26 protein-coding genes are annotated in these 26670 nt (G+C 35.9%); 13 read left to right on the forward strand and 13 right to left on the reverse strand.

Translation table 11 applies throughout. The annotated features are described in order from the left end of the window. The 4 genes from sppA to VL047_RS07795 form a co-directional block, all read left to right on the forward strand. Nucleotides 1-1124, forward strand: a 1124-nt coding sequence (gene sppA, locus VL047_RS07780; RefSeq protein WP_325359556.1) for a signal peptide peptidase SppA, incomplete at its 5' end; no start/stop codon positions are given. A 6-nt stretch (nt 1125-1130) separates the two neighbouring features. Then, nucleotides 1131-2807, forward strand: a complete 1677-nt coding sequence (locus VL047_RS07785) for a helix-hairpin-helix domain-containing protein (RefSeq protein ID WP_325359557.1) — start codon at nt 1131-1133, stop codon at nt 2805-2807. Between the two features lie 12 nt (nt 2808-2819). After that, nucleotides 2820-3638, forward strand: a complete 819-nt coding sequence (locus VL047_RS07790; RefSeq protein ID WP_325359558.1) for a glycosyltransferase — start codon at nt 2820-2822, stop codon at nt 3636-3638. 61 nt (nt 3639-3699) lie between these two features. After that, nucleotides 3700-4422, forward strand: coding sequence for a hypothetical protein (locus VL047_RS07795; RefSeq protein ID WP_325359559.1), 723 nt, complete (start codon nt 3700-3702; stop codon nt 4420-4422). 142 nt (nt 4423-4564) lie between these two features. Here the strand turns inward: VL047_RS07795 and VL047_RS07800 are convergent, their stop codons facing one another. Further along, the gene (locus tag VL047_RS07800; RefSeq protein WP_325359560.1) at nt 4565-5344 is read right to left on the reverse strand and encodes a glycosyltransferase family A protein; all 780 of its coding nucleotides are present in this window, start codon (nt 5342-5344) and stop codon (nt 4565-4567) included. A 91-nt stretch (nt 5345-5435) separates the two neighbouring features. Between VL047_RS07800 and VL047_RS07805 the strand changes: the two genes are divergently transcribed. After that, entirely contained in the window at nt 5436-5915 is a 480-nt protein-coding gene (locus tag VL047_RS07805) for a SixA phosphatase family protein (RefSeq protein ID WP_325359561.1), read from the forward strand. A 9-nt stretch (nt 5916-5924) separates the two neighbouring features. Here VL047_RS07805 and dprA read toward each other — a convergent pair whose 3' ends face one another. Genes dprA through VL047_RS07820 form a run of 3 tightly spaced genes read right to left on the reverse strand, consistent with a single transcriptional unit; the run spans nt 5925 to nt 8841 of the window. After that, entirely contained in the window at nt 5925-7058 is a 1134-nt protein-coding gene (dprA, locus tag VL047_RS07810; RefSeq protein ID WP_325359562.1) for a DNA-processing protein DprA, read from the reverse strand. A gap of 3 nt (nt 7059-7061) precedes the next feature. Then, nucleotides 7062-7697, reverse strand: coding sequence for a 16S rRNA (guanine(527)-N(7))-methyltransferase RsmG (gene rsmG / locus VL047_RS07815; protein WP_325359563.1), 636 nt, complete (start codon nt 7695-7697; stop codon nt 7062-7064). Between the two features lie 19 nt (nt 7698-7716). Continuing rightward, entirely contained in the window at nt 7717-8841 is a 1125-nt protein-coding gene (locus tag VL047_RS07820) for a glycosyltransferase (RefSeq protein ID WP_325359564.1), read from the reverse strand. A gap of 128 nt (nt 8842-8969) precedes the next feature. Between VL047_RS07820 and tgt the strand changes: the two genes are divergently transcribed. The 5 genes from tgt (at nt 8970) to VL047_RS07845 (ending at nt 15777) form a co-directional block, all read left to right on the forward strand. Further along, nucleotides 8970-10100, forward strand: coding sequence for a tRNA guanosine(34) transglycosylase Tgt (gene tgt / locus VL047_RS07825; protein ID WP_325359565.1), 1131 nt, complete (start codon nt 8970-8972; stop codon nt 10098-10100). Nucleotides 10101-10116: 16 nt separating this feature from the next. Next, on the forward strand, nt 10117-11199 hold the full coding sequence (locus tag VL047_RS07830) for an LptF/LptG family permease (protein WP_325359566.1): 1083 nt from the start codon (nt 10117-10119) through the stop codon (nt 11197-11199). Nucleotides 11200-11209: 10 nt separating this feature from the next. Further along, nucleotides 11210-12109 (forward strand): DMT family transporter, encoded by a 900-nt coding sequence (locus tag VL047_RS07835; protein ID WP_325359567.1) that lies wholly within the window; start codon nt 11210-11212, stop codon nt 12107-12109. A 485-nt stretch (nt 12110-12594) separates the two neighbouring features. Next, entirely contained in the window at nt 12595-15450 is a 2856-nt protein-coding gene (locus VL047_RS07840) for a hypothetical protein (protein WP_325359568.1), read from the forward strand. A 30-nt stretch (nt 15451-15480) separates the two neighbouring features. Beyond that, nucleotides 15481-15777 (forward strand): hypothetical protein, encoded by a 297-nt coding sequence (locus VL047_RS07845; RefSeq protein ID WP_325359569.1) that lies wholly within the window; start codon nt 15481-15483, stop codon nt 15775-15777. Between the two features lies 1 nt (nt 15778). Here the strand turns inward: VL047_RS07845 and VL047_RS07850 are convergent, their stop codons facing one another. After that, nucleotides 15779-16606: an alpha/beta hydrolase family protein gene (locus VL047_RS07850; RefSeq protein ID WP_325359570.1), complete on the reverse strand. Its 828-nt coding sequence runs from the start codon at nt 16604-16606 to the stop codon at nt 15779-15781. 23 nt (nt 16607-16629) lie between these two features. After that, nucleotides 16630-17571, reverse strand: coding sequence for a hypothetical protein (locus VL047_RS07855; RefSeq protein WP_325359571.1), 942 nt, complete (start codon nt 17569-17571; stop codon nt 16630-16632). 38 nt (nt 17572-17609) lie between these two features. On the opposite strand from VL047_RS07855, the gene VL047_RS07860 reads away from it, so the two are divergent. Together VL047_RS07860 and VL047_RS07865 are read left to right on the forward strand one after the other, a co-directional pair. Next, entirely contained in the window at nt 17610-18905 is a 1296-nt protein-coding gene (locus VL047_RS07860) for a (Fe-S)-binding protein (RefSeq protein ID WP_325359572.1), read from the forward strand. 35 nt (nt 18906-18940) lie between these two features. Further along, nucleotides 18941-19732, forward strand: a complete 792-nt coding sequence (locus VL047_RS07865; RefSeq protein WP_325359573.1) for a (Fe-S)-binding protein — start codon at nt 18941-18943, stop codon at nt 19730-19732. 34 nt (nt 19733-19766) lie between these two features. Here the strand turns inward: VL047_RS07865 and VL047_RS07870 are convergent, their stop codons facing one another. Together VL047_RS07870 and VL047_RS07875 are read right to left on the reverse strand one after the other, a co-directional pair. Next, complete coding sequence (locus tag VL047_RS07870) at nt 19767-20270, reverse strand: OmpA family protein (protein ID WP_325359574.1); 504 nt, start codon at nt 20268-20270, stop codon at nt 19767-19769. A gap of 129 nt (nt 20271-20399) precedes the next feature. After that, nucleotides 20400-21626 carry an NADP-dependent isocitrate dehydrogenase gene (locus VL047_RS07875; RefSeq protein WP_349255176.1) on the reverse strand — a complete coding sequence of 409 codons (1227 nt, stop codon included), beginning with the start codon at nt 21624-21626 and terminating at the stop codon, nt 20400-20402. A gap of 148 nt (nt 21627-21774) precedes the next feature. On the opposite strand from VL047_RS07875, the gene VL047_RS07880 reads away from it, so the two are divergent. Continuing rightward, on the forward strand, nt 21775-22173 hold the full coding sequence (locus VL047_RS07880) for a hypothetical protein (RefSeq protein WP_325359576.1): 399 nt from the start codon (nt 21775-21777) through the stop codon (nt 22171-22173). 25 nt (nt 22174-22198) lie between these two features. Here the strand turns inward: VL047_RS07880 and trhA are convergent, their stop codons facing one another. From trhA to VL047_RS07905, 5 genes are read right to left on the reverse strand one after another with little or no spacing between them, the layout of a single operon-like run. After that, nucleotides 22199-22831, reverse strand: coding sequence for a PAQR family membrane homeostasis protein TrhA (gene trhA, locus VL047_RS07885; RefSeq protein ID WP_325359577.1), 633 nt, complete (start codon nt 22829-22831; stop codon nt 22199-22201). Between the two features lie 42 nt (nt 22832-22873). Further along, nucleotides 22874-23641, reverse strand: a complete 768-nt coding sequence (locus VL047_RS07890; protein ID WP_325359578.1) for an ABC transporter permease subunit — start codon at nt 23639-23641, stop codon at nt 22874-22876. Next, a complete protein-coding gene (locus VL047_RS07895; protein ID WP_325359579.1) occupies nt 23634-24353 on the reverse strand; it encodes an ABC transporter ATP-binding protein in 720 nt (239 codons plus the stop codon). The genes VL047_RS07890 and VL047_RS07895 overlap by 8 nt, the downstream gene beginning before the upstream one ends. A 9-nt stretch (nt 24354-24362) precedes the next feature. Further along, on the reverse strand, nt 24363-25628 hold the full coding sequence (gene nosD / locus VL047_RS07900) for a nitrous oxide reductase family maturation protein NosD (RefSeq protein WP_325359580.1): 1266 nt from the start codon (nt 25626-25628) through the stop codon (nt 24363-24365). Next, nucleotides 25604-26647, reverse strand: coding sequence for a nitrous oxide reductase accessory protein NosL (locus VL047_RS07905; protein WP_325359581.1), 1044 nt, complete (start codon nt 26645-26647; stop codon nt 25604-25606). The genes nosD and VL047_RS07905 overlap by 25 nt, the downstream gene beginning before the upstream one ends. Nucleotides 26648-26670 lie beyond the last annotated feature (23 nt).

Below are 26670 nucleotides of genomic sequence, written 5' to 3' on the forward strand. Positions count from 1 at the left end.
CCTTCTTAGGCTCCATCTACTCACATTATTTAGACGAAATTTCTCTAAGTCGCAAAATACCTGCCGACTCATTATTTACTATTGCAGATAAGTTAAAGATACAGGATGCTAAAGATGCAGTAACCTACGGATTGATAGATGCGACCAAATACAAAGATGAAGTATTAGCGGAATTAAAATCAAGACTAAAAATCGGAGAGGATGCTAAAATTAAGTCAGTTTCTATTGAAGATTACAAGGTAGAAGATCAAAGCATACCAAAAAACTCAAAGGACAGAATTGCTGTAGTATATGCTGTTGGTGAAATCGTTTCAGGAGAGGGTAGCGATGAGCAAATCGGTTCTGAGAGAATCTCTAAAGCAATACGTACTGCAAGAGAAGACGAAAAGGTGAAAGCCGTTGTATTACGTGTTAACTCGCCTGGAGGAAGTGCTCTTGCATCTGATGTCATTTGGCGCGAAGTAGTGTTAACCAAAGCTGTAAAGCCAATCATTGTTTCCATGGGAGACTTGGCTGCATCGGGCGGATACTATATCTCTGCTGCTGCTGATTCTATTTTTGCCCAACCCAATACAATTACAGGTTCCATCGGAGTATTTGGAATAATACCAAACTTTCAACGATTCTTTAATGATAAACTAGGAATTACTTTTGATATGGTTAAAACAGCAGAATTTGCAGATTTGGGAGCATTCGATCGCCCTTTAACAGCTCAGGAAGAATCAATCATTCAACAAAATGTAAATAAAATCTATTATACATTTACACAGAATGTTGCCGATGGACGCAAGAAAGAAAGAAGCTACATCGACAGTATCGGACAAGGTCGGGTATGGACAGGAACGCAAGCTATCGAATTAGGATTGGTTGATCGTATTGGTGGTATAAACGATGCTATTAAGTCTGCAGCTAAAAAGGCCAATATACAAGACTATAGCTTAGTGAGCTACCCTTCTCAAAATGACCCATTGAAGGCCCTATTTAATACATCCAGTCGCCAAATAAGCCTTTGGTTCACAAAACAAGAAATGGGTCTTGCATTTCCAGTTTACCAACAGGTTAAGGAAACTATGCAACAAAGTGGTATCCAGGCAAGGATCCCTTATACTATCGACATTAAATAATTTACTATGAAGAACAAAGCAATTGCTCGTGAATTCAAACTACTTTCACAATTACTGGAATTTCATGGTGAAAATAACTTTAAAATAAGAGCCATTGCTACCGTGGCCGATAAAATCAGAAAGCTCCCTTTTGAAATTAAATCAAAAACGCATGAGGAATTAAGCAATGTACCAGGAATTGGTAAAAGTTCGGCCGTAAAAATAAAAGAGCTATTAGATAATGGAAGCATCAAAGAACTTGACGACATCATTCAGCAAACCCCTCCGGGAATTATAAGCCTATTGAAAATAAAGGGAATTGGTCCAAAAAAACTAGCTGTTATTTGGCAGGAATTAGGAATTGATAACCTGGGCGAGTTATGGTACGCCTGCAAAGATGATAAAATTTCAAAACTTAAAGGTTTCGGACAGAAAACCCAAGATGAATTAAAATCCATCATTGAATTCTCAATGGAGAACCAAGGTAAATTCCGCTATGCCGATGTCGAGCTCTTTGCGAACGATATTTTAAATAGTTTGATAAAACACTTTAATGAGGAAAATCTAATTTCATTTACAGGTCCTTTCCGCCGGTGTTGTGAAATACTTGAAACTATTGACATTCTTACGGTTACCACCAAAAATGAATTAGTTGAGTGGGCTAATCAATCAAATATTATTTCGAATATAAAAGAAATTGACGGCCAACTACATGGCACACACCAAAGTGGGATCAGCGCTATCTTTCATTTCTGTAATAAAGACAATTTTTACGCACGCTTAATTGAAACGACTGGTAACGCGACTCATTTAAAGGAATTAAAGGATAGACTAGATGCTGAAATACCAGCATTGGGAAGTGAAGAAGCTATCTATAAAAGAGCAGGCCTAAGCTTCATTCCACCAGAATTACGTGAAGGATTTAATGAAATAGAACTAGCTTCTAAAAACAATATTCCTAAGCTGATTGAATACAGTGATTTTAAAGGTAGCATACATAATCATAGCTTATGGAGCGACGGCGTATTTTCTATTGAAGATATGGCTCTTTATTGTAGAGATGTCCTCAAATTAGAATACTTTGGCATATCAGATCATTCCAAAACAGCTGTATATGCCAACGGACTAAGTATTGATCGGATTAAGGCACAGTGGAAAGAGATTGACTCCTTAAACCAAAAGCTTGCGCCTTTCAAAATACTTAAGGGTATTGAATCAGACATACTTTCGAATGGCTCTTTAGATTATCCGGATGAGATTCTCGCAGAGTTTGATTTCGTTGTTGCATCCATCCATTCACAACTTTCCATGGATGAGAAAAAAGCTACTAACCGATTAATTAAAGCAATCGAAAATCCATATACTACTATTCTCGGTCATCCCACTGGTCGGCAGCTTTTGGTTCGGAGAGGCTATCCGATAGATCATAAGAAAGTGATTGATGCCTGCGCAGCAAACAACGTTATCATTGAAATTAATGCTAACCCTTTGCGTCTTGACATTGACTGGCGCTGGGTACCCTATTGCCTTGAAAAAGGAATTACGTTATCAATCAATCCCGATGCTCACCATAGCTCAGAACTTGATTATTTAAAATACGGACAGTTAGTAGCAAGAAAAGGTGGCCTCTCTGCGGAGAACTGCTTAAACTGCCTTTCCCTGGAAGAACTTGAAAAGCAGCTTAAACAAAGAAGAAGAAATTAAGGTTCTAAACCCATGGAACAACTTAAAACAAGCTTGATCATTTCCGTTTACAAAAATACAAGAGATTTAAAAGCAATTTTAGATAACCTTCAGTATCAGTCACATCTCCCTGATGAAATTATTATTTCCGAAGATGGAAACAGTTCGGAAATGAAACTTTTCTTAGATAATTATTCCATTGATATCCCTCTGGTACACCTTAGCCAGGAAGACATCGGCTGGCAAAAGAATAAAGCATTGAATAATGCTATTATGAAAGCAAAACACGAATACCTAATCTTCATTGACGGGGACTGCGTGCTTCACTCTAAATTTATCCAAAACCACTTGTTACTCTCCAATACCAGACATATATTAGCAGGTAAAAGAGTAAAATTAGGACCTTGTTATAGCGAAAAAATATTAAATACTAGTTTGCCAGAATTTCAAAAAAAGATTATATCGGAAGCTAAGGAATGCATAAAAGATGCAACATTTTACGAGGAGGCTATATATGTTCCTCTCAATTTTCTTACAAAAATTCTTATTCAAACTCTCGGCATCAGTAGTATTAAAGGTTGTAATTTTTCATGTTATAAAACTACGATCATGGCCATTAATGGTTTCGACGAAGACTATGTTAAACCTGCAATTGGAGAGGATCATGATTTGGTTTGGCGTTTTGAAGGCTTAGGATATAAAATAATCTCAATCAAACATTTTGCAGTTCAGTATCATCTATATCATAAAGAGAATTGGTCTTCTCAAGAAGAAAATCTACGTACATTAAAACAGAAACAAAACGCTAAAACGTACATCTGTTTAAATGGCATTAAAAAACTCAGCTCTTAACCTTCTGTACTAGCAAAATCCTACACCCGTATTAATAAATATAAATACTAAATTTGTATTTATGACAGAAAATAAGCTCGAAGCCATTATTGTAACGCCTGTTAAAAACTCAATTAACACTACGCTTGATACAATTAAAACTATTGCTCATTGCCGATCAACAATACGCCACATCGTCTACAATGATTTCAGCAATGAAGAAACTAAAAGAACATTAGAAGAGAGCAAAAAAGAATATAACTTCGAGTTAATTAATTTGGAAGATATCACAAACAACCCGTCCCCAAATTATAAGTTGGTATTACAAGATGCCCAAGCAAAAGCTCTCGAACATAATGTTCCATTCATTGTAGTAGAATCTGACGTAAAAATCAACGAAGACACGTTCGAAAAAATGCTCGATTTCGAAAAAATTCACCTACAATCCGGATTAATCGGAGCAATAACAACGGATGAATCGGGTGATATTAATTTCCCCTATTTAAAATTCAAAGGTGAAAAAAGAGCAATTATTGAAACCAAAAGAAGCCTAAGTTTCTGTTGCACATTATTAACACTTGATTTTCTTAAGTCCTATAGCTTCTCAAGCTTAGATGAATCCAAAGATTGGTATGATACCTTTCTTTCTACAAAAGCTTTAGAATTGGATTTTAAAAACTATATCTTATTGGATACACCAGTGCTCCATTTACCGCATGGTAGCCGACCATGGAAAAAGCTTAAATACACCAATCCAATAAAATACTATTTTTTAAAACTTATAAAAGGCCGGGATAAAATATAACCTTGCTTTAACAATCAGAGCTGTTAAAGAACTATTCATGTGCTATGTCTGTGCTTTTTAGCCTGTTTTAGCACAAATATAGTGCATAAAGCTTTCTATCGGTATTCATTAATGTAAAAGAAGATAAGTCAATAGAATGATGCTATTTCAATAATCCTAGCATCTTTAAAAGAGTATTATACTTTCTGGAATGAGTTCGCTGAAATCTTAATGGGCCATTTAATTGCCCATAAATAAATTCTCTGTGCTTTCTGTTAATATACTCAATAATCTTCTCTTTTCTCTCTTTTGTCATTCCTTTACGTCTCGAATTTGTTCTGATCCGATAATAAAATCCGGTGATTGGTAGCTTAACCACCTTTCCCCCGTTCTTCAACATTGTTATCCAAAACTCCCAATCTTCCCTCCCCCACACCATATCTTCAGAGTAACCGCCGCATGCTTCCCAGTCCTTTTTCTTGTATAAAGCACTTACAAATATCATGTTATCAAGTGCCAATCTTTTTAAACTAAAGGGTTTCAACTTCCACTTCCCTTCCTTTTCACCAAACTTCTCTGCTTCACAATAGACAACCTTCACCTCAGGATCAGACTTAAAGGCCTTAATTGCTTCAGAAATATAATCACTGGAAATAATATCATCTGAATCTAAAGGAAGAATAAAAACTCCCTTTGCTTTTCTTATACCATGATTCCTTGCTATTGATGGTCCCTGATTAGCTTGAGAATAGTAAAACACATTCTCATATTGACGGGATAAGCGCTTACACACTTCTTCTGTATTATCAATAGAACCGTCATTAACTAATATAATCTCTATATTAGGGTAGCTTGAATCCAATACAGAATTAACAGTCTCTTCAATAAATACAGCTTGATTATAACAAGGTATAACTACACTTACTAAGTCGGATACAATCATTCTTTAAATTAACAGATCAAATATACAAAACACAATTTTATAAACAATTCAGGCATGGTTTTGGAAGCAGGATATAGCTAAAGGAAATACAATGATCAAAGATCTTTTTTTAATACGACACGCAGAATCGAGCCACCCTTCAGGAGTAAAAGATTTTGACCGCCCTTTAAATGAAAAAGGCTATATGGAGGCTGAAAAAATGAGTGGTAAACTAGCACATTACTCATTACAACCTGAATTATTAATCAGTAGTCCCGCGAAACGAGCCTTAAGTACTGCTACCATTTTCGCTGATGGCCTTCAAATACCTGCCCATCAAATTCAACCTGAAAATATGATTTATGAGGCCAGTATCCCGATGTTACTTTCTATCATCAACTATCTTCCCGAACAATATAATCAGGTAGCTCTCTTCGGCCATAATCCAGGAATCACTGAATTTGCAATATACTTAAGTGACACTTATATTGCGAATATTCCTACTGCTGGAATCATCCATATTAGATTTGCAACAGAGTGGAATATGATAAGTGCCGGGTCAGGAGAAATAAAGTGGGAAGCAAGCACCTAATCGCAGCTATTATAACGAGCTTCCGATACTGAAAGGCCGATAGATTTTTCCGGGCATGGTGATAATCAACCCTTTCATTTCAAGTTCTAAAAGAATAATTGCCAACTTACTCTGCTTTTCCCCTGCTAATTGAGCTATTTCATCAATACTTAAAGACTCCTTTTCGCGAATAAGATTATAGATGGTCTTCTCAGTATTAGATAAAGAAATGGCTAATTGCAATTGTGAAGCACTTTTCTTCTCGCTGTTTATTTGCCAATCCATCAAATAGCCTAAATCTTCGGCTCGCGTTATAAGATGTGCGCGGTGGCTTTTTATTAAAAAATTACAGCCTGCAGAATATTCTAAATCAACATTCCCAGGAAATGCACAAACATCGCGGTTATAGTTATTGGCAATTTCTGCAGTTATTAACGCTCCCCCACGAACGGCAGCCTCGACAACAACAACTACATCTGCCATACCTGCAATGATGCGATTGCGTTGTGGAAAATTCTGACGATCTGGTCGTGTATTAGAAGGATACTCAGATAGCAAACCTCCGTTCTCTAACATCTTAACAGCCAGGTTTCGGTTTGCATAAGGATAAATTTGATCAAGCCCATGCCCTAATACGCCAACAGTAGGCAGATTGTTTTCTACACTTATTTTATGAGCGTAGCTATCAATACCATAAGCTAAACCACTTACAACCAATACATCATCGATATCGCTTAATGTTTCCACCAATTCTTTACAACGGTCTCTTCCATAATGAGTCGCATTTCTGGTACCAACAATACTCACAATCCGTGCTGAATCTAAATTAGCATTACCCCGATAATAAATTAACATAGGAGCATCTGCACATTGTTTCAATCGACGAGGATATTGATCATCGGAAAACAGCAATATCTTAATCTGATGCTTATCTGCAAATTCAATTTCTCTTTCGGCACGCTCGTAAGCAGTTGATTTTTCAGCCAGTATCTTTGCTGATATTTTTTTACCAACGCCGCTAATTGATTGTAATTCTCCGGAAGATGCCTCGATAACTGCTTTAGGAGATCCGAAGTGATTCACCAGGTTCCTCTGTGTAATAATACCTACTCCGGGGATAAAATTAAGTGCGAGTGCATCAACCAACGAGGAATCAACAGCCATAATTTAAGGGATAGGAATATGAAGAATATATTTAGTTTCGAAAAAGTCTTCAGAAAAATAAGTAGCAATGGGTATCAGTTCGGGTCTCAAACCCGATTCCTTTATTTCCTGAGCCAAATCTCCTCCTTTTAAATAAAGGATTCCATTAGGAACAGCATTAAATGATGTCTTTTTAACTTTATTCCTTACCCATGGATAAAAATCCTTCAACTGAGTTACTGCCCTGGAAACAATAAAGTTAAATTTTCCCTCTATAGATTCAGCTCGGGCATGTATTCCTTTCACATTCTTCAATCCAATAGAGTTTGCGATTTCATTCACTACCTTGATTTTCTTACCAATAGAATCAACAAGAACAAATTCAGTTTCTGGGAATAAAATAGCAAGAGGTATACCTGGAAATCCACCTCCCGTCCCTACATCTAAAACGCGCTCTCCTGCTTTAAACTCAATGTATTTAGCAATTGCTAAAGAATGGAGAACATGTTTAAGATATAAACTGTCGATGTCTTTTCTCGAGATCACATTTATTTGGGAATTCCAATCTCTATAACAGTCATCAAGAGCATCAAACTGTTGTTTTTGCAGATCTGTTAAATCTGGAAAATATCCATGAATCAATTCAGAAGGTTTTTTCAAAATAAAAAATATTAATTGATTATTTCCAACGTACTTCACGTCTAAAAAGTGAGAAGAAGCCGTTGAAAGCAGTATAAAAGTAGAAAAATATATCCAGCAGAGGTATGAATAATAATAAATCTAAAACTTGTAGTTTTTTCATAGCAGACCGATAGATCAGCATTTGAACAGCCAAACGAACAAAATACGCTGCCGCTAAATGGATCCTGAATTCCGGATACAGGAACATACCTGCAATAAAAGCAATATAAAACATAACAGCACTTGATACTTGCATTGACAGCATCCACTTATGCTTACTTTTATATGCTTTTGAAGCTCCATGGTGACGGGCTTTCTGTAAGGAATAAGAAGAATAACTTGTTTTTGGCTCGCTCCAAACCTGGGCATCCGGATGAATACAAATAGCAGTATTCTGTTTAGTCGCATTTTGATTTACAAACAAATCATCATCGCCTGATGGGATATGCATATGAGAAGCAAAGCCTTTTCCTTTAAAAAAAAGATCTTCAGAATAAGCCATATTTCTTCCAACTCCCATATATGCATTATGTTTTAATGCATAGGAAAGATAACTTATAGCTGTATGAAAAGTCTCAAAACGAATAAACATATTTAAGAATCCAGGCAATCTATTATAAGGTGAATATCCTAAAACAATCTCCTTATTGGATGCAAACGAATTCCCCATATGCTTAAGCCATTGATCGGATTGAGGCTTGCAGTCTGCATCTGTAAAAACCATTAATTGATTTTTGGCGCCTTTTATACCGATGGTTACTGCGAATTTCTTACCATGTTTAAAGCGGGCATCTTCCTTTAATGTTACCACATTTAAATGAGAATATCGCTTACTTAGGTCTTTTAATACCCATTCGCTATCATCTGAGGAACAATCATTCACTAAAACAACCTCAAAATCAGGATAGTCTTGATTCAGTATGCTCTCTAGATTTTGTTTAAGATTTTCTTCTTCATTTTTAGCACAAATAACAACCGACAAAGGAGGATATGAAGCATCTTCGGGCAATTCTTTAATTTTATATACAGCAAGTTTTCTATATACGATTATCAAATACCAGAATTGCAGGATCCATGCAAGTCCAAAAACAATAAGAGGTATATAAATAAAATATGAATCCAAAATCAGATAAATTAATAAGAAAGCTCAAAGATAAACATGTAAACACAAATACTTGTAAGTATTACCATTAATGAGCAAAGCCTTTTAATTTTTGTTATTTTTGCAAGCTTATAAGACATCGTTAATTCATGAAGTTTACTCTTAAAGCAAAAGATCCCAATAGCAAAGCTCGTTTAGGTGAAATAGAAACTGCCCACGGCAATATTCAAACTCCAGTATTTATGCCTGTTGGTACTGCAGGTTCTGTGAAGGCGGTGCATCAAAGTGAACTTTTAAACGATGTCAAAGCCCAAATAATTTTGGGTAATACATACCATTTATACCTCCGACCGGGTTTAGATATCCTTCAAAAGGCGGGAGGTTTACATAAGTTTAATAGCTGGAATAAACCGTTATTGACAGATAGTGGAGGCTTTCAGGTTTATTCACTAACGGAAGTACGAAAAATAAAAGAAGAAGGCGTAACCTTTCAATCTCATATTGATGGCTCAAGGCATCTCTTTACGCCCGAGCGTGTAATGGATATCCAGCGTATTATTGGTGCGGATATCATTATGGCGTTTGATGAATGCACTCCATACCCCTGCGATTATTCTTATGCCCGTAAATCAATGGATATGACCCATCGTTGGCTTAAGCGTTGCTGCGAGCGTTTCGATGCAACTGAGCCTTTGTATGGTTATAACCAAAGTCTCTTTCCCATTGTTCAAGGATCAGTTTATAAAGATTTAAGAGAGAGGTCAGCAGAAAAGATTGCTTCATTTAACCGTGAAGGAAATGCAATTGGTGGACTATCTGTAGGAGAGCCAGCCGAAGAAATGTACGCGATGACAGAGATAGTCTGCAATATATTGCCCGAAGCTAAACCACGTTATTTAATGGGTGTTGGAACACCAGTTAATTTGCTTGAGAATATTGCATTGGGAATCGATATGTTTGACTGTGTAATGCCAACCAGAAATGCAAGAAATGGAATGCTCTTTACAAAAGAAGGGATCATTAATATTAAAAACAAGAAATGGGAAGATGACTTTTCACCAATTGACGAAAGTAGCGACCTATTTTCAGATCGTTTATATACTAAAGCTTATTTAAGACACTTAATACGTTCAAAAGAAATACTTGGTGCGCAAATTGCCAGTCTACATAATTTACATTTCTACCTTTGGTTAATGGAAGAAGCTAGAAATCATATTGCTGCCGGAACCTTTTATAACTGGAAGAACCAAATGACTAAAGTATTAGATCAAAAGATATAAAAGCGAAAGATACCTCATGAAATTAACCATAATTGATAAGTATATCATTAAGAAATACCTAGGAACTTTTCTGTTCACGATGGCTATTTTCACGGTGGTTATGGTAATTTTTGACGTATCAGAACGTTTAGATGATTTCCTGGAGCACAAAGCTCCGCTTTCAAAAATCGTCTTTGAGTATTATGCTGGCTTTATTCCCTTTTACTTAAATTTTCTATCGCCCTTAATCAATTTTATTGCTGTAATATTCTTCACAGCTAAAATGGCCGATCAAACAGAAATTGTTCCTATCCTAAGTGGAGGAATGAGTTTTAACCGCTTTCTACGTCCCTATTTTATTTCAGCCTGTCTGATCTTTATCGTAACTTTTGCTTTCAACCTGTATATTATACCTAAGACAAATAAGCTGAAAATAGAGTTCGAAAACATCTATGTAAAACCTAAAGATAGCAACACCAAGAATTCAACCCACATGCAAATCGATCCCAATAGCTTTGTTTTTATAGAAAGCTTTGATAATGATCGAAAGACGGGTTATAACTTTGTTTTAGAAATATTTGATGGACAGGAGCTGAAAAGCAAATTGATTGCAGATCAGATTACATGGGATTCAGTGAAGAACAACTGGACAATCCTCAATTACAGCATAAGAAATATAGACAGCCTAAAAGAGGAGATGATTAAAGGGACCTCAAAGGATACAACTTTAGACATGAGTCCGAAAGACTTTGAAGTTTATGACAACATCTTTGATGCGATGGACATACATGAATTAAATACACGCATCGAGAAGGAGAAAATGAGAGGGACCGGCTACATGGTCAATCTAAAATTAGAAAAGTTTAAACGTTTTATATACCCTTTTTCAGCATTTGTATTAACACTTATGGGGGTTGCGCTTTCCTCCAGAAAAGTTCGGGGAGGCATTGGTCTAAGTCTAGGTGTCGGTATAGCCCTCAGCTTCACCTACATTCTTTTTATCCAATTTGCGAATATGTTCTCCCTAAAGGGTGGACTCCCCCCTTTAATAGCTGTTTTAATACCAAACGTTCTTTTCGGTATTCTAGCAATATATTTAATAATAAAGGCACCAAAATAACAACACCAACATGTTTAAAGGCATATCCAAAAACACATGGTTACTTCATGTAACTGTGCTTATTTGGGGGTTTACCGGAATTCTAGGAGTATTGATTAACACGACAGCACTTCATCTTGTATGGTATCGTGTTTTAATCGCCGCTCTGTCTTTACTGGCCTATCTCCTGATTAAAAAAAGACCTATCCGGGTAACTAAAAAACAGCTCATTCAATACACTCTTACCGGTGGCGCAGTAGGTCTACACTGGGTTCTTTTCTTTGGCTCTATCAAAGTTTCAACCGTGTCGGTAACTCTAGTCTGCTTATCTTCTGTAACACTCTTTACTGCCTTCTTAGAACCGATCATTAAAAGACGAAAAATTGCCAAAATAGACATCATTACTGGGCTCACTATCATCTTTGGAATTTACCTCATATTTGCCTTCGAAACCAAGTATCTTCTCGGTATTATTTTGGGAATTCTTGCAGCATTTATCGCAAGTATTTTTTCAATTATCAATTCCAATCTGGTCAGCAAAGGCAGTGCTACATTGATCGGATTCTATGAAATGCTTGGCGCTTTTTTTTGGATTTCATTATTTATGCTCATCACCAATCGCTTCGATAGAGGTCTTGTTCTTCATCAATCCGACCTATTATATTTAATCATTTTAGGAACAATTTGTACAGCTACAGCCTATGTATTAGCCATCGTTATCATGAAAGAATTGAGTGCTTTTACAGTTGCGCTCGCAACCAATTTAGAGCCCATCTATGGAATCATATTGGCTTTGATATTTTTTGGTTCTGAAGAAAAAATGAGTATCGGGTTTTATGTAGGTGCTAGTATTGTTCTAGGGACTGTCTTATTGTATCCATATTTCAAAAAAGCTTACGAGAAAAGGAAATTCAAATCACTGCCATTATAGCAGATTCTTAGCAAGACAAGTTATTCACTACTATTCTTTGATATCAATAAACAATGTCAGAAATAGATACCGTATTAATTTTCTTTGGTTAGCCAAACGAAAAAATTATAAAGCATTTGCTATATATCCATTGCATAGAACAAAAAACCCAATAGTACTTTTCACAGATTTCATACTTCAACTCATTTAATTCGGCAGATGACCATCACCATTCCGGATAAAAACAATTTAATAGACCTGCATTTAATTACTTCTACTTTCAGAAGATTACAAAAACTTAGTGTACATTCGATTCAATTTTGAACGGACATAATAACCGCGACCAAAATCAAGAAAATGCTATAAATATGTCCATACTCTTTACTGATATATTTAAAATTCAAAGAATACTAAATTTTATAAAAATATAATAATCAGTTAATTATATAATCCATATATATAATTACTTAATAAAATAAATTAACAAATACTACATATATTAGCATATGATGTTTATAGCTAAGAAAATATTACATTACAAATTATTAATCAGCTTTTTATATACATTTATATTAAGCATTAGTTATCATATTACTTTTGCCCAACTTATTAACACAGACCAAGCACCACCTAGTGTAAAATGGAACCAAATCAATGAGCATGATTTTAACCTGATCTACCCTACCGAACTATACGAAGAAGCTCAGCACACTGCAAATATCCTTAAAAGCAAGATCCAATACCTAAGCTCTGAACTTGGTATTAAACCAAGAAAAATAGATATCATTTTACAGAACAGGAATGTGGAAGGAAATGGATACGTCCAGCTTGCACCTCGAAAATCTGTGTTTTATACAACCTCTCCCCAAAAATCTGATCCATCAGATTGGGTTGAAAACCTTGCTATACATGAATACCGTCATGTTGTACAGATTGACAAATTGACAGGAAACATTCATTTTCCCTTCGAAGAACTAGGCTTTGCATTTTTTGGAATTGCTTTACCTACCTGGTTTTATGAAGGAGATGCAGTGCTGACCGAAACTCTTTATAGCAATGGTGGACGTGGAAGAATTCCTTCTTGGACAATAAACTTACGTGCGAACATTCTTCAAGGGAAAGCGTATAGCTATCAAAAAAACTACTTGGGTTCTATGAAAGATATTACTCCCGGTTATTATCAACTTGGTTACTTTCTGACAACAAAATTAAAAAGAGATTTTGGAGAAAACATAACCGAAGATCTGCTTTCCAGAATTGCCGACAATCCCTTACGTCTATACAATTTCTCACAATCTTTAAAAAAACTAACTGGTTTTACAAGTAAAGAATGGCATGCACAAACTTTATCTGAATTAAGCAGTTTATGGCAACAACAGCAAGCCGATTTACATCCTAAAACCTATCCGACTATTGAGCCAATTAAGAACAGATTTCCGGTAGTTTTCAGCAAACCCCAAATAGATAATCAGGGCAATATTTTGACCTTAAAACAAAGCTCTGAACAGGTCAGTACAATTGTAAAAATCAACGCCAATGGAGACGTCAAAGAACTCATAAAAACAGGGAAACAAAGCAACCCTCATTTCTCCTATGCATTTGATAAAATAACTTGGGATGAAGTGCAAATGGATGGCCGTTTTAAACTCAGAAGCTACTCTGTAATTCATATATATAACATCAATACAAAAACCCATACTCAGCTAACCAAAAAGAGCCGGCTTTTTAGTCCGGATTTAAATAGTGATGCAACTAAAATTGCAGCAGTAGAAATCGATTTAAGCAATAAAAACTCTTTGGTTATTCTGGATGCTAATACAGGGAAAGAAACTTTGCGTATCGCTTCACCACAAAACAGAATGTTATCATCGATATCATTTGAAGAAAACAATAAGATATTAGCAGTTACCAGAACAGCAGAAGGTACGGGTATTATTGAATTCTCATTGACAGACAAAAGCAGCAAAATGTTAATCGATAAGCAAATTCAAGAAATCGCTGCACCTACTTATATCGATAATAGAATTATATTTCAGGCTCACTATAACGGGATAGATAATATTTATTCGCTCAACCTACTAAGCAAAGAAATTACACAGCTAACAAATGTAAAGTACGGAGCCTATGACCCTTTCTTCGATCCGAAAACAAATCAAATTTATTTTTCAAATTATGATGGTCGGAATTATATCATCAGCTATACATCTATAGAAAAAACAACCAAAACATCACTTTCAGAAATTGACGACACCTTCATTAGCTATTTTAAGCCGCTGCAAGAGGCCAAACATTTTAAAGTAACAAATGATAGCACCTATCAAGAGATAATTCCGCAGACGCCCTATAAAGAGGTCAATAATCTGTTCAACTTCCATAGTTTATCAATAAATGATGGAAATTATGATGATCTTGAGAATTATAAACCAGGATTATTTTTATTGTCAAATAATTTAATGAATACAATGGCAGCCAAAATTGGAGCCAATTACGATCCTGATCAGCATGGCTTAAACTATCATGCAGAAATACAATACAACCGTTACTTTCCTAAAATTACAATCGCCTACAGCAACAGATCTCAATTAAGTAACATCCGTCGTCCGGAAGATTCTCAGTTATATGCAGTTCGCTGGCGAGAAAATTATACGCAGCTTCAGGTCGAACTACCGTTTTCTTACAACCGTCTCAATCAAAACTACTCTCTCAAATTCCAAGTGGCAACTTCTTACACTAATCGCTATCAATTAGACAATACACTTTTTAATAAGATCCTTATTAAACAGGTTGAATTTCCAATGCGCTATCAACTTTCATTGGGCAAGAATTCACGCTCCAGTGCATTAGACCTGGCCCCAAGGTGGGGACAAAATATCTCCATTGGATACACTAACTTTCCTTTCTCTAATATTAACGGAGCTCGCTTCTTTTTACAATCCGCACTTTACTTTCCAGGTATTTTATCAAACCATTCCAGTCAGCTTCGTTTCAACTATCAGCATGGTGAAGGTGTTCTGGCTAACAGCAATGTAATACAAATGGTAAGTGGCTACGATCAGCTTCAGCTAACACAGCCAACAAATACTTTTTTTTTAAATTATAAATTTCCATTTGCCTATCCGGATTTCGAAATAGGTTCTATAGCATATATAAAACGATTAAAAGCAATTCTATTTGCCGATTATGAAGATATTGGAATCAAAAACTCGCTACAACCAAGGACCTTCGGTGCAGAAATCAGGGCTGATATGAATCTTTTCCGATTCCTCTATCCTAATTTTGATCTGGGAGTGAAAGCCATTTACATCAATGAGAATAATCCCAAACGATTTATTTTTCAATACAGCTTACGATATTCGTATTAGAATATCTATTTTAGCTTAAAATAAACCCGTATGCGTGCTAAAATCATCTTCATTGTCATCATAACGGTCTTAGTGACTATTATTCTAATGAACAATACAGATACGGTTACCTTTTGGATCTTCGGCGACGTCCAAATACCGAAGTTAGCCATGCTGGGCGTTTTATTTGCACTGGGCTTTCTTGTAGGATTTGTAGCAAGAGGAAAAAGAAAACGACTGGAACAGGAATTCACAATTGAGAAAATAAGCCCGGATACTCTAGCAAAGAATGATTACCCGGACCTTTCATCTGAAGACGGTTATTCAGATGAAGACTACATTAGATAATTTAGTTACCGCTTTCAGCTTTTTTAAAGTATTCATTCATAAATACTATCTGATAAAGAATGGAATTTCTCCAGTAGTCCCAATTATGCGCACCAGGTTTGGTAAGATAGGTATGAGGAATATTCCTCAATAGCAATTTATCATGTAATTCTTCATTTACTGCGTAAAAGAAATCAGAAGTACCACAATCTATCATGATTTCCAGAGAACCAGGTGTAAGCAGGTGAGTCAAATTAATTACTGTATTTTCTTCCCAAAGGCTGGAATTCTCAGCATAGCTTCCTAAACGTTTTGCCATATCCCAATTTAATGGAAACGGACGAATATCAACACCACCTGATGTACTTCCTGCAGCTCCATAAACATCCTGATGTTTAAAAGCAAGGTATAAGGCGCCATGTCCACCCATACTTAAACCAATAATTGCTCTACCCTTTCTGTCTTTACGCGTCTTAAGACTTTGATCGGCCCAATTAACCAATTCTTTTGAGACAAATGTTTCAAACTTAAAAGCAGGGTCTAATGGACTATCCCAATACCAACTACCAAATCCACCGTCGGGACAAATAATAATAAGTGAATACTGATCAGCTAATTCTTTAACTACCGAAGCTTTGTTTACCCAATCACTGTAGTTGCCACTATAACCATGCAATAAATAGATTGTTGGAAACTCCTTTTTCGAGTCATAATCAGCAGGCAAAATAGTTACAGCCTTTATATCCCGATTCATTGAGGGGCTAAAAACAGATACGGTATCCACCTTTGCGGCAAATGCTGCATATGTGGACAGAAGAAAAAATAAAACAGAGTAAATAATCTTTTTCATACTTTTTGATTTTATTATAACTATTATTGAACACCTTTAACATGCAACATAATCAATGTACTATGTGGCATACCTAATGTTGTACCAGGTTTTATTTCCATCCAATTTTGCAAATAAACATCAATAATACCTTGTAAAACTCTCTCTCGTGATTCTTCAAACTCCGGACTGGTAATGAATTTTCCGACACTCATTTTCCCATACTGATCTACCAATACTGAAAACGAATAGTAGAAATCCTTATACGCTTTATTAATTTCAATATCAAATTCCGGATATAGATACCTGTAAGCCAAACTTTTACCAATCGCTTCTCCCGGATCATATTCATATCTGCTAACACTCAGATTCTGATTAATACTTCGCAACTGAACACCATCTCTTGCAGAAAAAACACTGTCTATTATTAAAGGATTTCGATTAGCTCGTTCAACTCTGCTTCGAATAAATACTGAATCGGCACGATTAGGCTTTCTTAATTCCTCTACCGTAGTTTTCAGACTATCCCGGATAAAACTCTCCGAATAGAACTTCATATAAACATTTGATAAACTCTCCTTAACTCGTAAGCCTTTCACACTCAGCCGTTGAAAAAGCATACTATCCTTATCCAGGCTTTTTACCCGAAACCATTCTGTACCAAAGTTAAAGATGGAATCATGATCATAATAGATTGGATACTCGCCCATCATATTTAGTGTAGGACTATAAATTGAAACCGTATCATTATTAATAAAGCGAAGCATCCAAATTGGCTCTTGCTGAAATCCAATGGTATCAAATGACAAACCATTGTCAAAAGAACGACGTGCCTCATAAAAATCAATCCCGGCAATAGGTAAAAAAGGAGGTCTTTTGCCGTCTCTATTCCCTTTTGTAGGACCGGTACAGGCAGAAAAAAATACGACACAGAGGATAAATAATAAAATAATGTTCCGGCGTAATTCTGATAATTGTTCTTGCATATGTACGCAAATATATCATTAATCCATATATTTGAAATATGATTAGTCAACTCATATTTGCAATTTTATTTATTGGAGCGATCGTCTTATTTACAATCAATGCCCGAAAAATAATTCGCAACATTAAGCTAGGTAGAAAAGAAAGTCGCAACGACCAACCAGCTGAACGTTTGAGAACAATGCTCTTAGTAGCATTCGGACAAAGGAAAATGTTTAAAAGACCTATTCCGGCTCTCCTGCATTTATTCGTTTACCTGGGTTTTGTAATCATCAATATTGAAATGCTTGAAATCGTTATTGACGGACTTTTCGGTTCTCACCGACTTTTTAGCATATTGGGTTCCTTTTACAATTTCTTGATAGCTTCCTTTGAGTGGCTCGCTCTATCCGTTCTACTAGGTTGTATTATATTTCTTATCCGTAGAAACATAATTCATGTTCGTCGATTCTTCGGTGTCGAAATGACCTCTTGGCCAAAAACAGATGCCAACCTGATTCTTATCATGGAAATCCTATTGATGAGCGCATTCTTACTTATGAATGCCGCCGATTACAAATTACAGCTATCCGGCTCAGAACATTATGTTCTTGCTGGAAGCTTTCCGGTAAGCTCTACCCTAATAGGTATTTTACCCGATAATATAAATTCATTGATCATTTTAGAACGTAGCGCCTGGTGGTTCCATATAATTGGAGTCTTGGTCTTTTTAAACTATCTAGTTGTATCAAAACATCTGCATATCATCCTTGCTTTTCCAAATACTTATTTTTCAAATCTGGATCCTAAAGGCAAGTTCCCAGTAATGGAAAGCGTAACAACTGAAGTAAGAGCTATGCTCGACCCAAGCTTTACTCCTCCAGAACCAAGCGAAGAAATTATACGCTTCGGATCAAAGGATGTGGTTGATTTAAGTTGGAAAAGCTTACTTGATGCCTATACTTGTACAGAATGCGGTCGCTGCACATCAGTTTGTCCGGCAAACATGACCGGGAAACTTCTTTCACCACGGAAAATCATGATGGATACAAGAGATCGCATCGCTGAAGTTGGAAAGAATATTGATAAGAATGGAAAATTCGAACCCGATAACAAGTCTCTCCTTGATACATACATTACCCGAGAAGAGATTTGGGCTTGTACCACTTGCAATGCTTGTGTAGAAGCTTGTCCGGTTACCATTGATCCACTAAAGATCATTATGGAACTTAGACAATTTGCAGTTATGGAAGAATCTCAAGCACCTGCTCCTATTAATGCTATGTTTTCAAATACTGAAAACAACGGTGCTCCATGGAAGTACTCTCAAGAAGATCGGGCCAATTGGAGTAAATAACCCGAACCAAACAATTTACCTTAAACAAAAGAAAAATGACAGATATTCACGTACCGACAATGGCAGAGCTAGCAGCTAAAGGTGAAGCTCCAGATATTCTATTCTGGGTAGGCTGCATGGGAAGTTATGATGAACGTGCGCAGCGAATTACAAAAGATCTATGTAAAATTTTACATCATGTTGGACTAAAATATGCCATATTGGGTAAAGAAGAGAGCTGCACAGGCGATCCCGCAAAACGTGCTGGCAACGAATTCCTATTCCAAATGCAGGCAATGACCAATATTATGACACTAGATAGCTATCAAATCAAAAAGATAGTTACCGCATGTCCGCATTGCTTCAACACTATAAAAAACGAATACCCAGCATTAGGCGGCAACTATACTATCATCCATCATACTCAGCTAATACAAGACCTAATTGACGAAGGAAAATTAAAAGGAGAAGGTGGAGAATCCTTCAAAGGAAAGAAAATCACCTATCACGACCCTTGCTATTTGGGCAGAGCAAACGGCGTTTATGAAGCTCCTCGAAAAGCTTTGGAAGCCCTAGATGCTGATTTAACTGAGATGAGACATTGCAAAAGCAATGGATTATGTTGCGGAGCTGGCGGTGGACAAATGTTTAAAGAGCCTGAAAGAGGTAAGAAAGATATTAATGTCGCCAGAATGGAGGAGGTAATAGAGACCGGTGCTAAAGTAGTAGCTTCTTCTTGTCCATTCTGCATGACGATGTTACGCGATGGAGTTAAGCACTTCGATAAAGAACAAGAAATTGACGTATTAGATATTGCTGAAATAACTGCACGTGCAAATGGTCTATAGATCTTTGCACATGCAATTATTCACATAATGATGTTTAATTTAAAATAGTGATTTCTACCCTGCGGTTTTTCTGACGTCCCTCTGGCGTACTATTCGTATCAACCGGTTTCTCTAGTCCGTAGCCTTGCGTAGCTATACGGCTTTCGGAAATACCAGCAGACACCAAGAATACCTTTACAGAGGTTGCGCGCTTATCCGACAACCATTTATTATATTCAGCAGTTCCTGTTGCATCCGTATGTCCGTCTACTTGGATATTAGCAGCTGGATGATCTTTAACCACTTCTACAAATTCTAATAAAGCTGTTTTAGCTTCATCAGTTAAATAGGAAGAATTAATGGGAAACAATACATCCGATGCAAAAGTCATCATTAGTCCACGATCGGTTTCCGTAACATTACTCGGTTTGGTAGTATTTCCTGTTTGCCCTGTATAAGAAATAACAGCTGGGTTCTTAATATCCATTTTCTTCATCTTACAAGAAAACAAGAATAAAGAACTTGCAATACAGGCAATAAATAAGGTAGATTTATTCATTTGAATTTAGTTTTAATATATCCGGTTTTAAGTTAGCCAATTTTTTTAAAAACAGAATAGAATTTAGTGTCAAATAAAAAAGCTTCGGTAAAACACCGAAGCTTTTTTATATTTAATATAGCTATAAAATTACTTACTTAATTTGGCTCTTAAGTTTTCATCAATTGCTGCTAAGAAATCTTCAGTATTTAAATACTGATCTTTAGAAACCTTGTTTCCATGAATACAAACAGCTAAATCTTTTGTCATTTTGCCACTTTCAACAGTTTCAATACAAACTGCTTCTAATGTATCAGCAAAATCAATCAACGCTTGATTATCATCTAATTTACCACGGAAAGCCAAACCACGTGTCCATGCAAAGATTGAAGCAATTGGATTTGTAGAAGTAGGATTACCTTTTTGATGTTCGCGGTAATGACGTGTAACTGTGCCATGTGCTGCTTCAGCCTCCATTGTTTTACCATCTGGAGTAATTAAAGTCGAAGTCATTAATCCTAGTGATCCAAAACCTTGAGCAACAGTATCAGACTGCACATCACCATCATAGTTCTTACAAGCCCAAACAAAATTACCATGCCATTTCAAGGCAGAAGCAACCATATCATCAATCAAACGGTGCTCATAGGTAATTCCAGCAGCATCAAACTCCGTTTTAAATTCATTTTCATAAACCTCCTGGAAAATATCTTTAAAACGTCCGTCATATTTCTTTAAGATCGTATTTTTTGTTGAAAGGTATAAAGGCCATTTCTTATTCAATGCTTGATTAAAGCAAGCACGAGCAAAACCAAATATACTCTCATCCGTATTATACATAGCCAAAGCAACTCCATCTCCTTTAAAGTTAAACACTTCAAATTCTTGAACATTGCCATCTTCGCCTTCAAATTTCATTGTTAATTTACCCTTGCCTTTGGTTACAAAATCAGTAGCGCGGTATTGATCTCCGAATGCATGACGTCCAATACAAATTGGAGCAGTCCAGTTAGGTACCAGACGAGGAATATTATTTATAACAATTGGTTCGCGGAAAACAGTTCCATCCAAGATATTACGGATTGTGCCATTGGGAGAACGCCACATTTGCTTTAAACCAAACTCCTCAACACGAGCTTCATCAGGAGTAATGGTAGCACATTTAATTCCTACACCATGTTCTTTAATTGCATTAGCAGCATCTATCGTTACTTGGTCATCCGTAGCATCACGGTGTTCCATTCCCAGATCGAAATATTTGATATCTATATCCAGGTACGATAAAATAAGTTTGTCTTTAATGAATTTCCAAATGATACGAGTCATCTCGTCACCATCAAGCTCCACAACTGGGTTTGCTACTTTGATTTTTTGTATCGACATATTTTAAAATTATTGACTTGTTTTTCAAAAGTCCCAAATATACGATTTTAAACCAATTCAATATAAGATATCTACCTGATTATTTGAATATATACAGAAACAATTGATGTGTATGCCTGTTATTTAGAAAAAAGAAACTACCATGACAAAGCAAAGAAAACAGAGCAATAACATTGATAATGAAAACAGATTCAATGAAGGAAAAGAGGATTCTGCACAAGATTTAAAATACAATGCAGAGGAGGATAGTTATGAACTTGACGTGGAAGGTGATGACGATGATGAATATATTCACGACAATCCTTACGATACTGCAGCAGAAGATGGCGATGATATGGATTCTGATTGGGATGAAGCTAATCTAAACGTTGGCGATGAGTATGAGGAGTTAAATGAAGAAGAGGAAGTAGAAAAATTAGGAATGCATATAGATAAAGGGCAGATTGTAGAACTCGATCCTCTTGACGAAAAATTAGCAGAAACGCCAGAAGATAAACGCAGCGATTTAGACGAAGAAGGTTATCCTAAAAATGACTCTTAACATTTTAATATTAGCTATGCTTACATTAAAATGTTAAGAGGATTGCAACATAATGACAGATAGCGGCACTAAGTACAAAAAAATGCCATATTGCGTGATTATAAGGATATTTCTCCCATAAATAAAAGATCGTGCCTATTAAATATAGTCCGCCTCCTATGAAAATCATAATAAGGATTGGCAAAGGAATATTAATAAAGAAAAGACGTCCACCAACAAATAAAATCAAGCCCATCGCTATATAAATCATGGTAGATATCAAATTCCAGCGCCCAGTAAAGAAAATCTTAAAAACAATTCCAAATGCCGTTAATCCCCACAAAACCGACAATAATGTAATACCAAAGCTATTATTTAAAAAGATCAGCAAGAATGGAGTATAGGTGCCGGCTATCAGGAAGTAAATACTAATATGATCCATAATTTCTAATGCCCGCTTTACCTGATGATTTTGAAATCCATGATAAAGGGTTGAAAATGTAAAGAGTTGTAAAAAGCAAAAGCCATAAATAGCAGCTCCAATAATGTGAGTCATACTTTCACTTTTTATAGCTAAACCTATTAGTATAGGGATTGCTACAATTCCAAAAATGATTCCGAACCCATGAATAATACTATTTATTAATTCTCGTCTTATATTAAAATCGTGATCTGACATTTCATTAAATCTTTATTTATTTTCAGGATTGTGGCTCTAGCATTACAAATCCTTCCGGTAAAACTTGTTCAAGGATAAAAAAAGTGGCACAGCAATCCATAATAGCATAACAAACGTAGCTACCAACATTCCCCAACTACCACCAAATATTAATTTAAAAACAGCACTGGAGGCTCCCATTAATGCAGAAATATCCATTTTTAAAAGAATAAGAATACGAGCCAAATCGATCGGGTTTAGTACACTAAAACCAACAAGGATATTTTCTAGTGGATAGTCCATAAGCTGAAATAATAGAAACAGAACAATCCCATCAAATACCACTGTAAAATAGAACCAGAGTAGAATAGAAGTTCCGATACCTCTAGCTTTGTCTTTGGTATAAACACAGGCCAGTAATGCAATTGCAACAAATATTATGGATAAAAGCGTACCCATTAACAACATGGTCCATCCTGTAGCGGTATTCGAAAAAATCAAGATGGGTATACCGCATCCTAAAAGGAAAGCCAATACTAGAGAAAGTGAAAGTCCGGAAAAAATACTTATCCAGAGCGTTTTCCTTTTAATTGGCTGAGCAGCTAAAAACTCAATAAATTCAGCAGAATTGTAAATGTATATAGCAGAAAAAACCATGCTTATTAACGGAATAACGATGAGATTAACTGTAAGTATACTTGCCATACTTTTTTCAGGACTATCTTCCATTAGAAACAATCCCATAGAAAAAACAAACAGGAAGATCGTATAGGCCACAACTATTTTATTTCTTAAAATATCCAGAACGACATGTTTTATAACCTTATTCATATTCCAACTCCTCTCTCATTATTTGTGCAATGGCATCTGTCAGTCTTAGTTTTCCGGTATCTATCTTCAACTGTTTCAGAGATTTATTCAAAACAATCTTACCTTCTTGCATATATATAATCTGATTCACAATTTCATCTAGTTCATTTAGATTATGGGAAGTTATTAGAATTAGCTTTCCATTCTCCTTTTCCTTAAGAATTTTGTCTTTTAATATTTCTGATGATAAAGGATCTAATCCGGCTGTTGGCTCATCCAAAATGAGTGTATGCGGATTAAAAAGAAAAGCTAATTGTGCACTTACTTTTTGTCTTGTTCCACCAGAAAGATCTCCCATTTTCTTATCCAATATCTCATCCAATCGAAATGAATTGTAAAGATCTTCGTCATAAATTTGTACATGTTTAAACCTAATATCCTTTATCATATTGAATATTTGACCCACAGAAAGGTTTTCAGGATACCTGCCGAGCTGAGGCATATAACCGATACTATCACGATACATCCATTGACCACTAATAGACTTCCCTTGTACTAAAATTTCTCCATCATCTGGAATAACCATCCCTAATATACTCTTTATCAAGGTTGTTTTACCACAACCATTTGGGCCGATTAAAGCGATAACCTGTCCAGACTTTAGATCTAGACTGATATTCTTTAAAACATTAAATTTTCCAAAGCGCTTTTTCAGATTTGAAATTTGTATCATAATAAACACTTATTTATGTGCATGATTAATTTTCTTTATTTGTGGATTCCCATCCAAGACATCTACTGGTGTTAATGAAGGAAGAACGCTTTCTGCCTTATCCATCAATTTAACAAGAAAGCTACGGAATAGCATAAGTGCACCTGGATTTCTCTGTATAATAATGGAATAAAAACTTACCGGATGATATGGAATATCACCAGATCCATCCCTGTTCAGATCATAACCTTCATATTTGTCCCAATAGTTAGAATCAAACTTATTGCTTGCGAGCCTTCCATTCGTTGAAACATCAAATGTGTTTCCCATAAAGTTATTCCCAACAATGTTCATATCGCTTGCACTTGATTGCAACTGTATTGCCCAACCATTTTTAATGAATTGATTGTTTGCCATTTGAATCCTGTTTGTGCTTTCTGCAAAAATCGCTGTTGTGTTTCGTTCAAAACGGTTATCTTCAATTATACTATCATTTATTTCCTTCAATAAAATGCCATAAGCCGCATTCCCCCAATTCTCAGAAAATATATTTTGTCGCATAACAACCCTATTCGAATACATAACCGCGACTCCTGCACCATTTTTTGAAAGCCGATTATGTGTGTAGGTATTATCGTGAGAAAACATAAAATGAAGACCGTAACGTTTATTACCGATGCTTTTATTATCCTTAATAATGGAATGGGTTACGAATTCCAAATAGATTCCATCCCGATGACCAGAAATCGTGTTATTGACAATCCGCATATTAGAAGTTTTCCAACAATGGATGCCGTTGGCAAATTTCATTCCTTTCCTACCACCGGATAGTATCTCGTTGCCAATCAATGTTCCATTTGGAGATTCCATGCTGTGAATAGCAAAAAAATTATCCTTGAACCGATTACTCTTTACTGTAACGTTTCTTGATTTTGAAATCTTTAAAGCTGAGATATCGAGATAGCTTGAGCTTCCGGAGTTTCTAAATTCAATACCCTCTATCACTACATTATCACTTTCGACCGTAACAATCTGATGAGCACTCTGTCCATCTATTACCGGGAAATTTTGACCCTTCAAAAAAATAGCTTTTGTAATGGTGATATCATGTTCCTTATAAATACCAGGCTTTATCATCACCGTATCACCCGATCGAGCGAGATTAACAGCTTCTTTAATTGTTTTAATCTTCCCTTCCGGATTCACCACCCATGTTTTAGCTAAAAGACCTGATGCTGAAAAAGTAAAAAGCAGTAACAGTATGTATCTGCCTAATTTTTTAGATATTCTTCCCATGTTACCTCCTTTCCAGAAAATTGCGTTTGGTAAGTCTCCAGACTGTCTTTTGAACCAAATGCAACTGTATTTGAACCCATCGGACTATTTACTCGATCGGCTTGGAAAAGATAACTTTTGGACGCTTCGATTAAATTTTCCTCAATAGAAAAATCGACGAAATAAATAGCACCAATTTCATTTGTATCTATTTCACCATCCTTTAAAAAAGCTTTAATGCAATGGAGGTCATCAAACTTAAAAACCTTCCCTTTTTTAGTTACAATTTCTGCCCCGAAACGACTATCACTAATCGTCATTTTACAAAAATCACAATTGTCACTTTCAAAGTGTATGGGTTTAGGACCAGAGCTGCAGCCAATAAAAACAATCTGTATCATCAAAATTAAAGCTGCTGTTCTCTTAGCGCACAACATGCACTTAAAAAATGGTTTCTGATTTCTTAATTCGAAGATTAGACAACCTAAGAGCGCTAAACCTATTAAAAGCATAACCCATCCACCGATAGCAGGAAAAGAATAGGCGCCAAAGTTCAGCAATTGCTTAAACCCAATCAATGGTGGCTGATAGGCTTGTCCCGGAACCTTTATAGCAGCTGTAGGGTCCAGATTGTGACCATACTCATATTCCCAATTATAAAAATCAACCATTGCCAGGATTGCAAATAGAAAGAAAGCAAGAGCCCATATATAGAACAATTTCTTTTTTCTTGCTTTAGCAGTTATGAATCCAAAAATGGCAAAAAAACCAAAGATATAGGGAAGAACTGTGAATTCTACAAAATCATCTTTATGCAAGGTACGCATACCTATATAATGGTTCAGACCATTAATAATTTCGACATCACCTGCCAGTTTATTAGCATGTATTTGCATTTCTAAGCCTTCAGGATATTGTGGAGCATCAAGTTGTATTCTCCAGATTGGCACAAAAATCACAATGATTAAAGCTATCCCACATAAGATAGAAATGATCTGGGTAATCATTGAAATTTGTGTTTGGCCACTTTCATCTTTCATGATATTGGGCTTTATTTTTGGAA

Source organism: Albibacterium sp. (assembly GCF_035514885.1).
In the GTDB taxonomy this organism is placed as follows: Bacteria; Bacteroidota; Bacteroidia; order Sphingobacteriales; family Sphingobacteriaceae; genus Albibacterium.

What these genes read in the sequence shown, in the direction of transcription:
- VL047_RS07785 (WP_325359557.1), top strand. Translation starts at nt 1,131, where the DNA reads ATGAAGAACAAAGCAATTGCTCGTGAATTCAAACTACTTTCACAATTA.
- VL047_RS07790 (WP_325359558.1), top strand. Translation starts at nt 2,820, where the DNA reads ATGGAACAACTTAAAACAAGCTTGATCATTTCCGTTTACAAAAATACA.
- VL047_RS07795 (WP_325359559.1), top strand. Translation starts at nt 3,700, where the DNA reads ATGACAGAAAATAAGCTCGAAGCCATTATTGTAACGCCTGTTAAAAAC.
- VL047_RS07800 (WP_325359560.1), bottom strand. Translation starts at nt 5,344, where the DNA reads ATGATTGTATCCGACTTAGTAAGTGTAGTTATACCTTGTTATAATCAA.
- VL047_RS07805 (WP_325359561.1), top strand. Translation starts at nt 5,436, where the DNA reads ATGATCAAAGATCTTTTTTTAATACGACACGCAGAATCGAGCCACCCT.
- dprA (WP_325359562.1), bottom strand. Translation starts at nt 7,058, where the DNA reads ATGGCTGTTGATTCCTCGTTGGTTGATGCACTCGCACTTAATTTTATC.
- tgt (WP_325359565.1), top strand. Translation starts at nt 8,970, where the DNA reads ATGAAGTTTACTCTTAAAGCAAAAGATCCCAATAGCAAAGCTCGTTTA.
- VL047_RS07830 (WP_325359566.1), top strand. Translation starts at nt 10,117, where the DNA reads ATGAAATTAACCATAATTGATAAGTATATCATTAAGAAATACCTAGGA.
- VL047_RS07835 (WP_325359567.1), top strand. Translation starts at nt 11,210, where the DNA reads ATGTTTAAAGGCATATCCAAAAACACATGGTTACTTCATGTAACTGTG.
- VL047_RS07840 (WP_325359568.1), top strand. Translation starts at nt 12,595, where the DNA reads ATGATGTTTATAGCTAAGAAAATATTACATTACAAATTATTAATCAGC.
- VL047_RS07845 (WP_325359569.1), top strand. Translation starts at nt 15,481, where the DNA reads ATGCGTGCTAAAATCATCTTCATTGTCATCATAACGGTCTTAGTGACT.
- VL047_RS07850 (WP_325359570.1), bottom strand. Translation starts at nt 16,606, where the DNA reads ATGAAAAAGATTATTTACTCTGTTTTATTTTTTCTTCTGTCCACATAT.
- VL047_RS07855 (WP_325359571.1), bottom strand. Translation starts at nt 17,571, where the DNA reads ATGCAAGAACAATTATCAGAATTACGCCGGAACATTATTTTATTATTT.
- VL047_RS07860 (WP_325359572.1), top strand. Translation starts at nt 17,610, where the DNA reads ATGATTAGTCAACTCATATTTGCAATTTTATTTATTGGAGCGATCGTC.
- VL047_RS07865 (WP_325359573.1), top strand. Translation starts at nt 18,941, where the DNA reads ATGACAGATATTCACGTACCGACAATGGCAGAGCTAGCAGCTAAAGGT.
- VL047_RS07870 (WP_325359574.1), bottom strand. Translation starts at nt 20,270, where the DNA reads ATGAATAAATCTACCTTATTTATTGCCTGTATTGCAAGTTCTTTATTC.
- VL047_RS07880 (WP_325359576.1), top strand. Translation starts at nt 21,775, where the DNA reads ATGACAAAGCAAAGAAAACAGAGCAATAACATTGATAATGAAAACAGA.
- trhA (WP_325359577.1), bottom strand. Translation starts at nt 22,831, where the DNA reads ATGTCAGATCACGATTTTAATATAAGACGAGAATTAATAAATAGTATT.
- VL047_RS07890 (WP_325359578.1), bottom strand. Translation starts at nt 23,641, where the DNA reads ATGAATAAGGTTATAAAACATGTCGTTCTGGATATTTTAAGAAATAAA.
- VL047_RS07895 (WP_325359579.1), bottom strand. Translation starts at nt 24,353, where the DNA reads ATGATACAAATTTCAAATCTGAAAAAGCGCTTTGGAAAATTTAATGTT.
- nosD (WP_325359580.1), bottom strand. Translation starts at nt 25,628, where the DNA reads ATGGGAAGAATATCTAAAAAATTAGGCAGATACATACTGTTACTGCTT.
- VL047_RS07905 (WP_325359581.1), bottom strand. Translation starts at nt 26,647, where the DNA reads ATGAAAGATGAAAGTGGCCAAACACAAATTTCAATGATTACCCAGATC.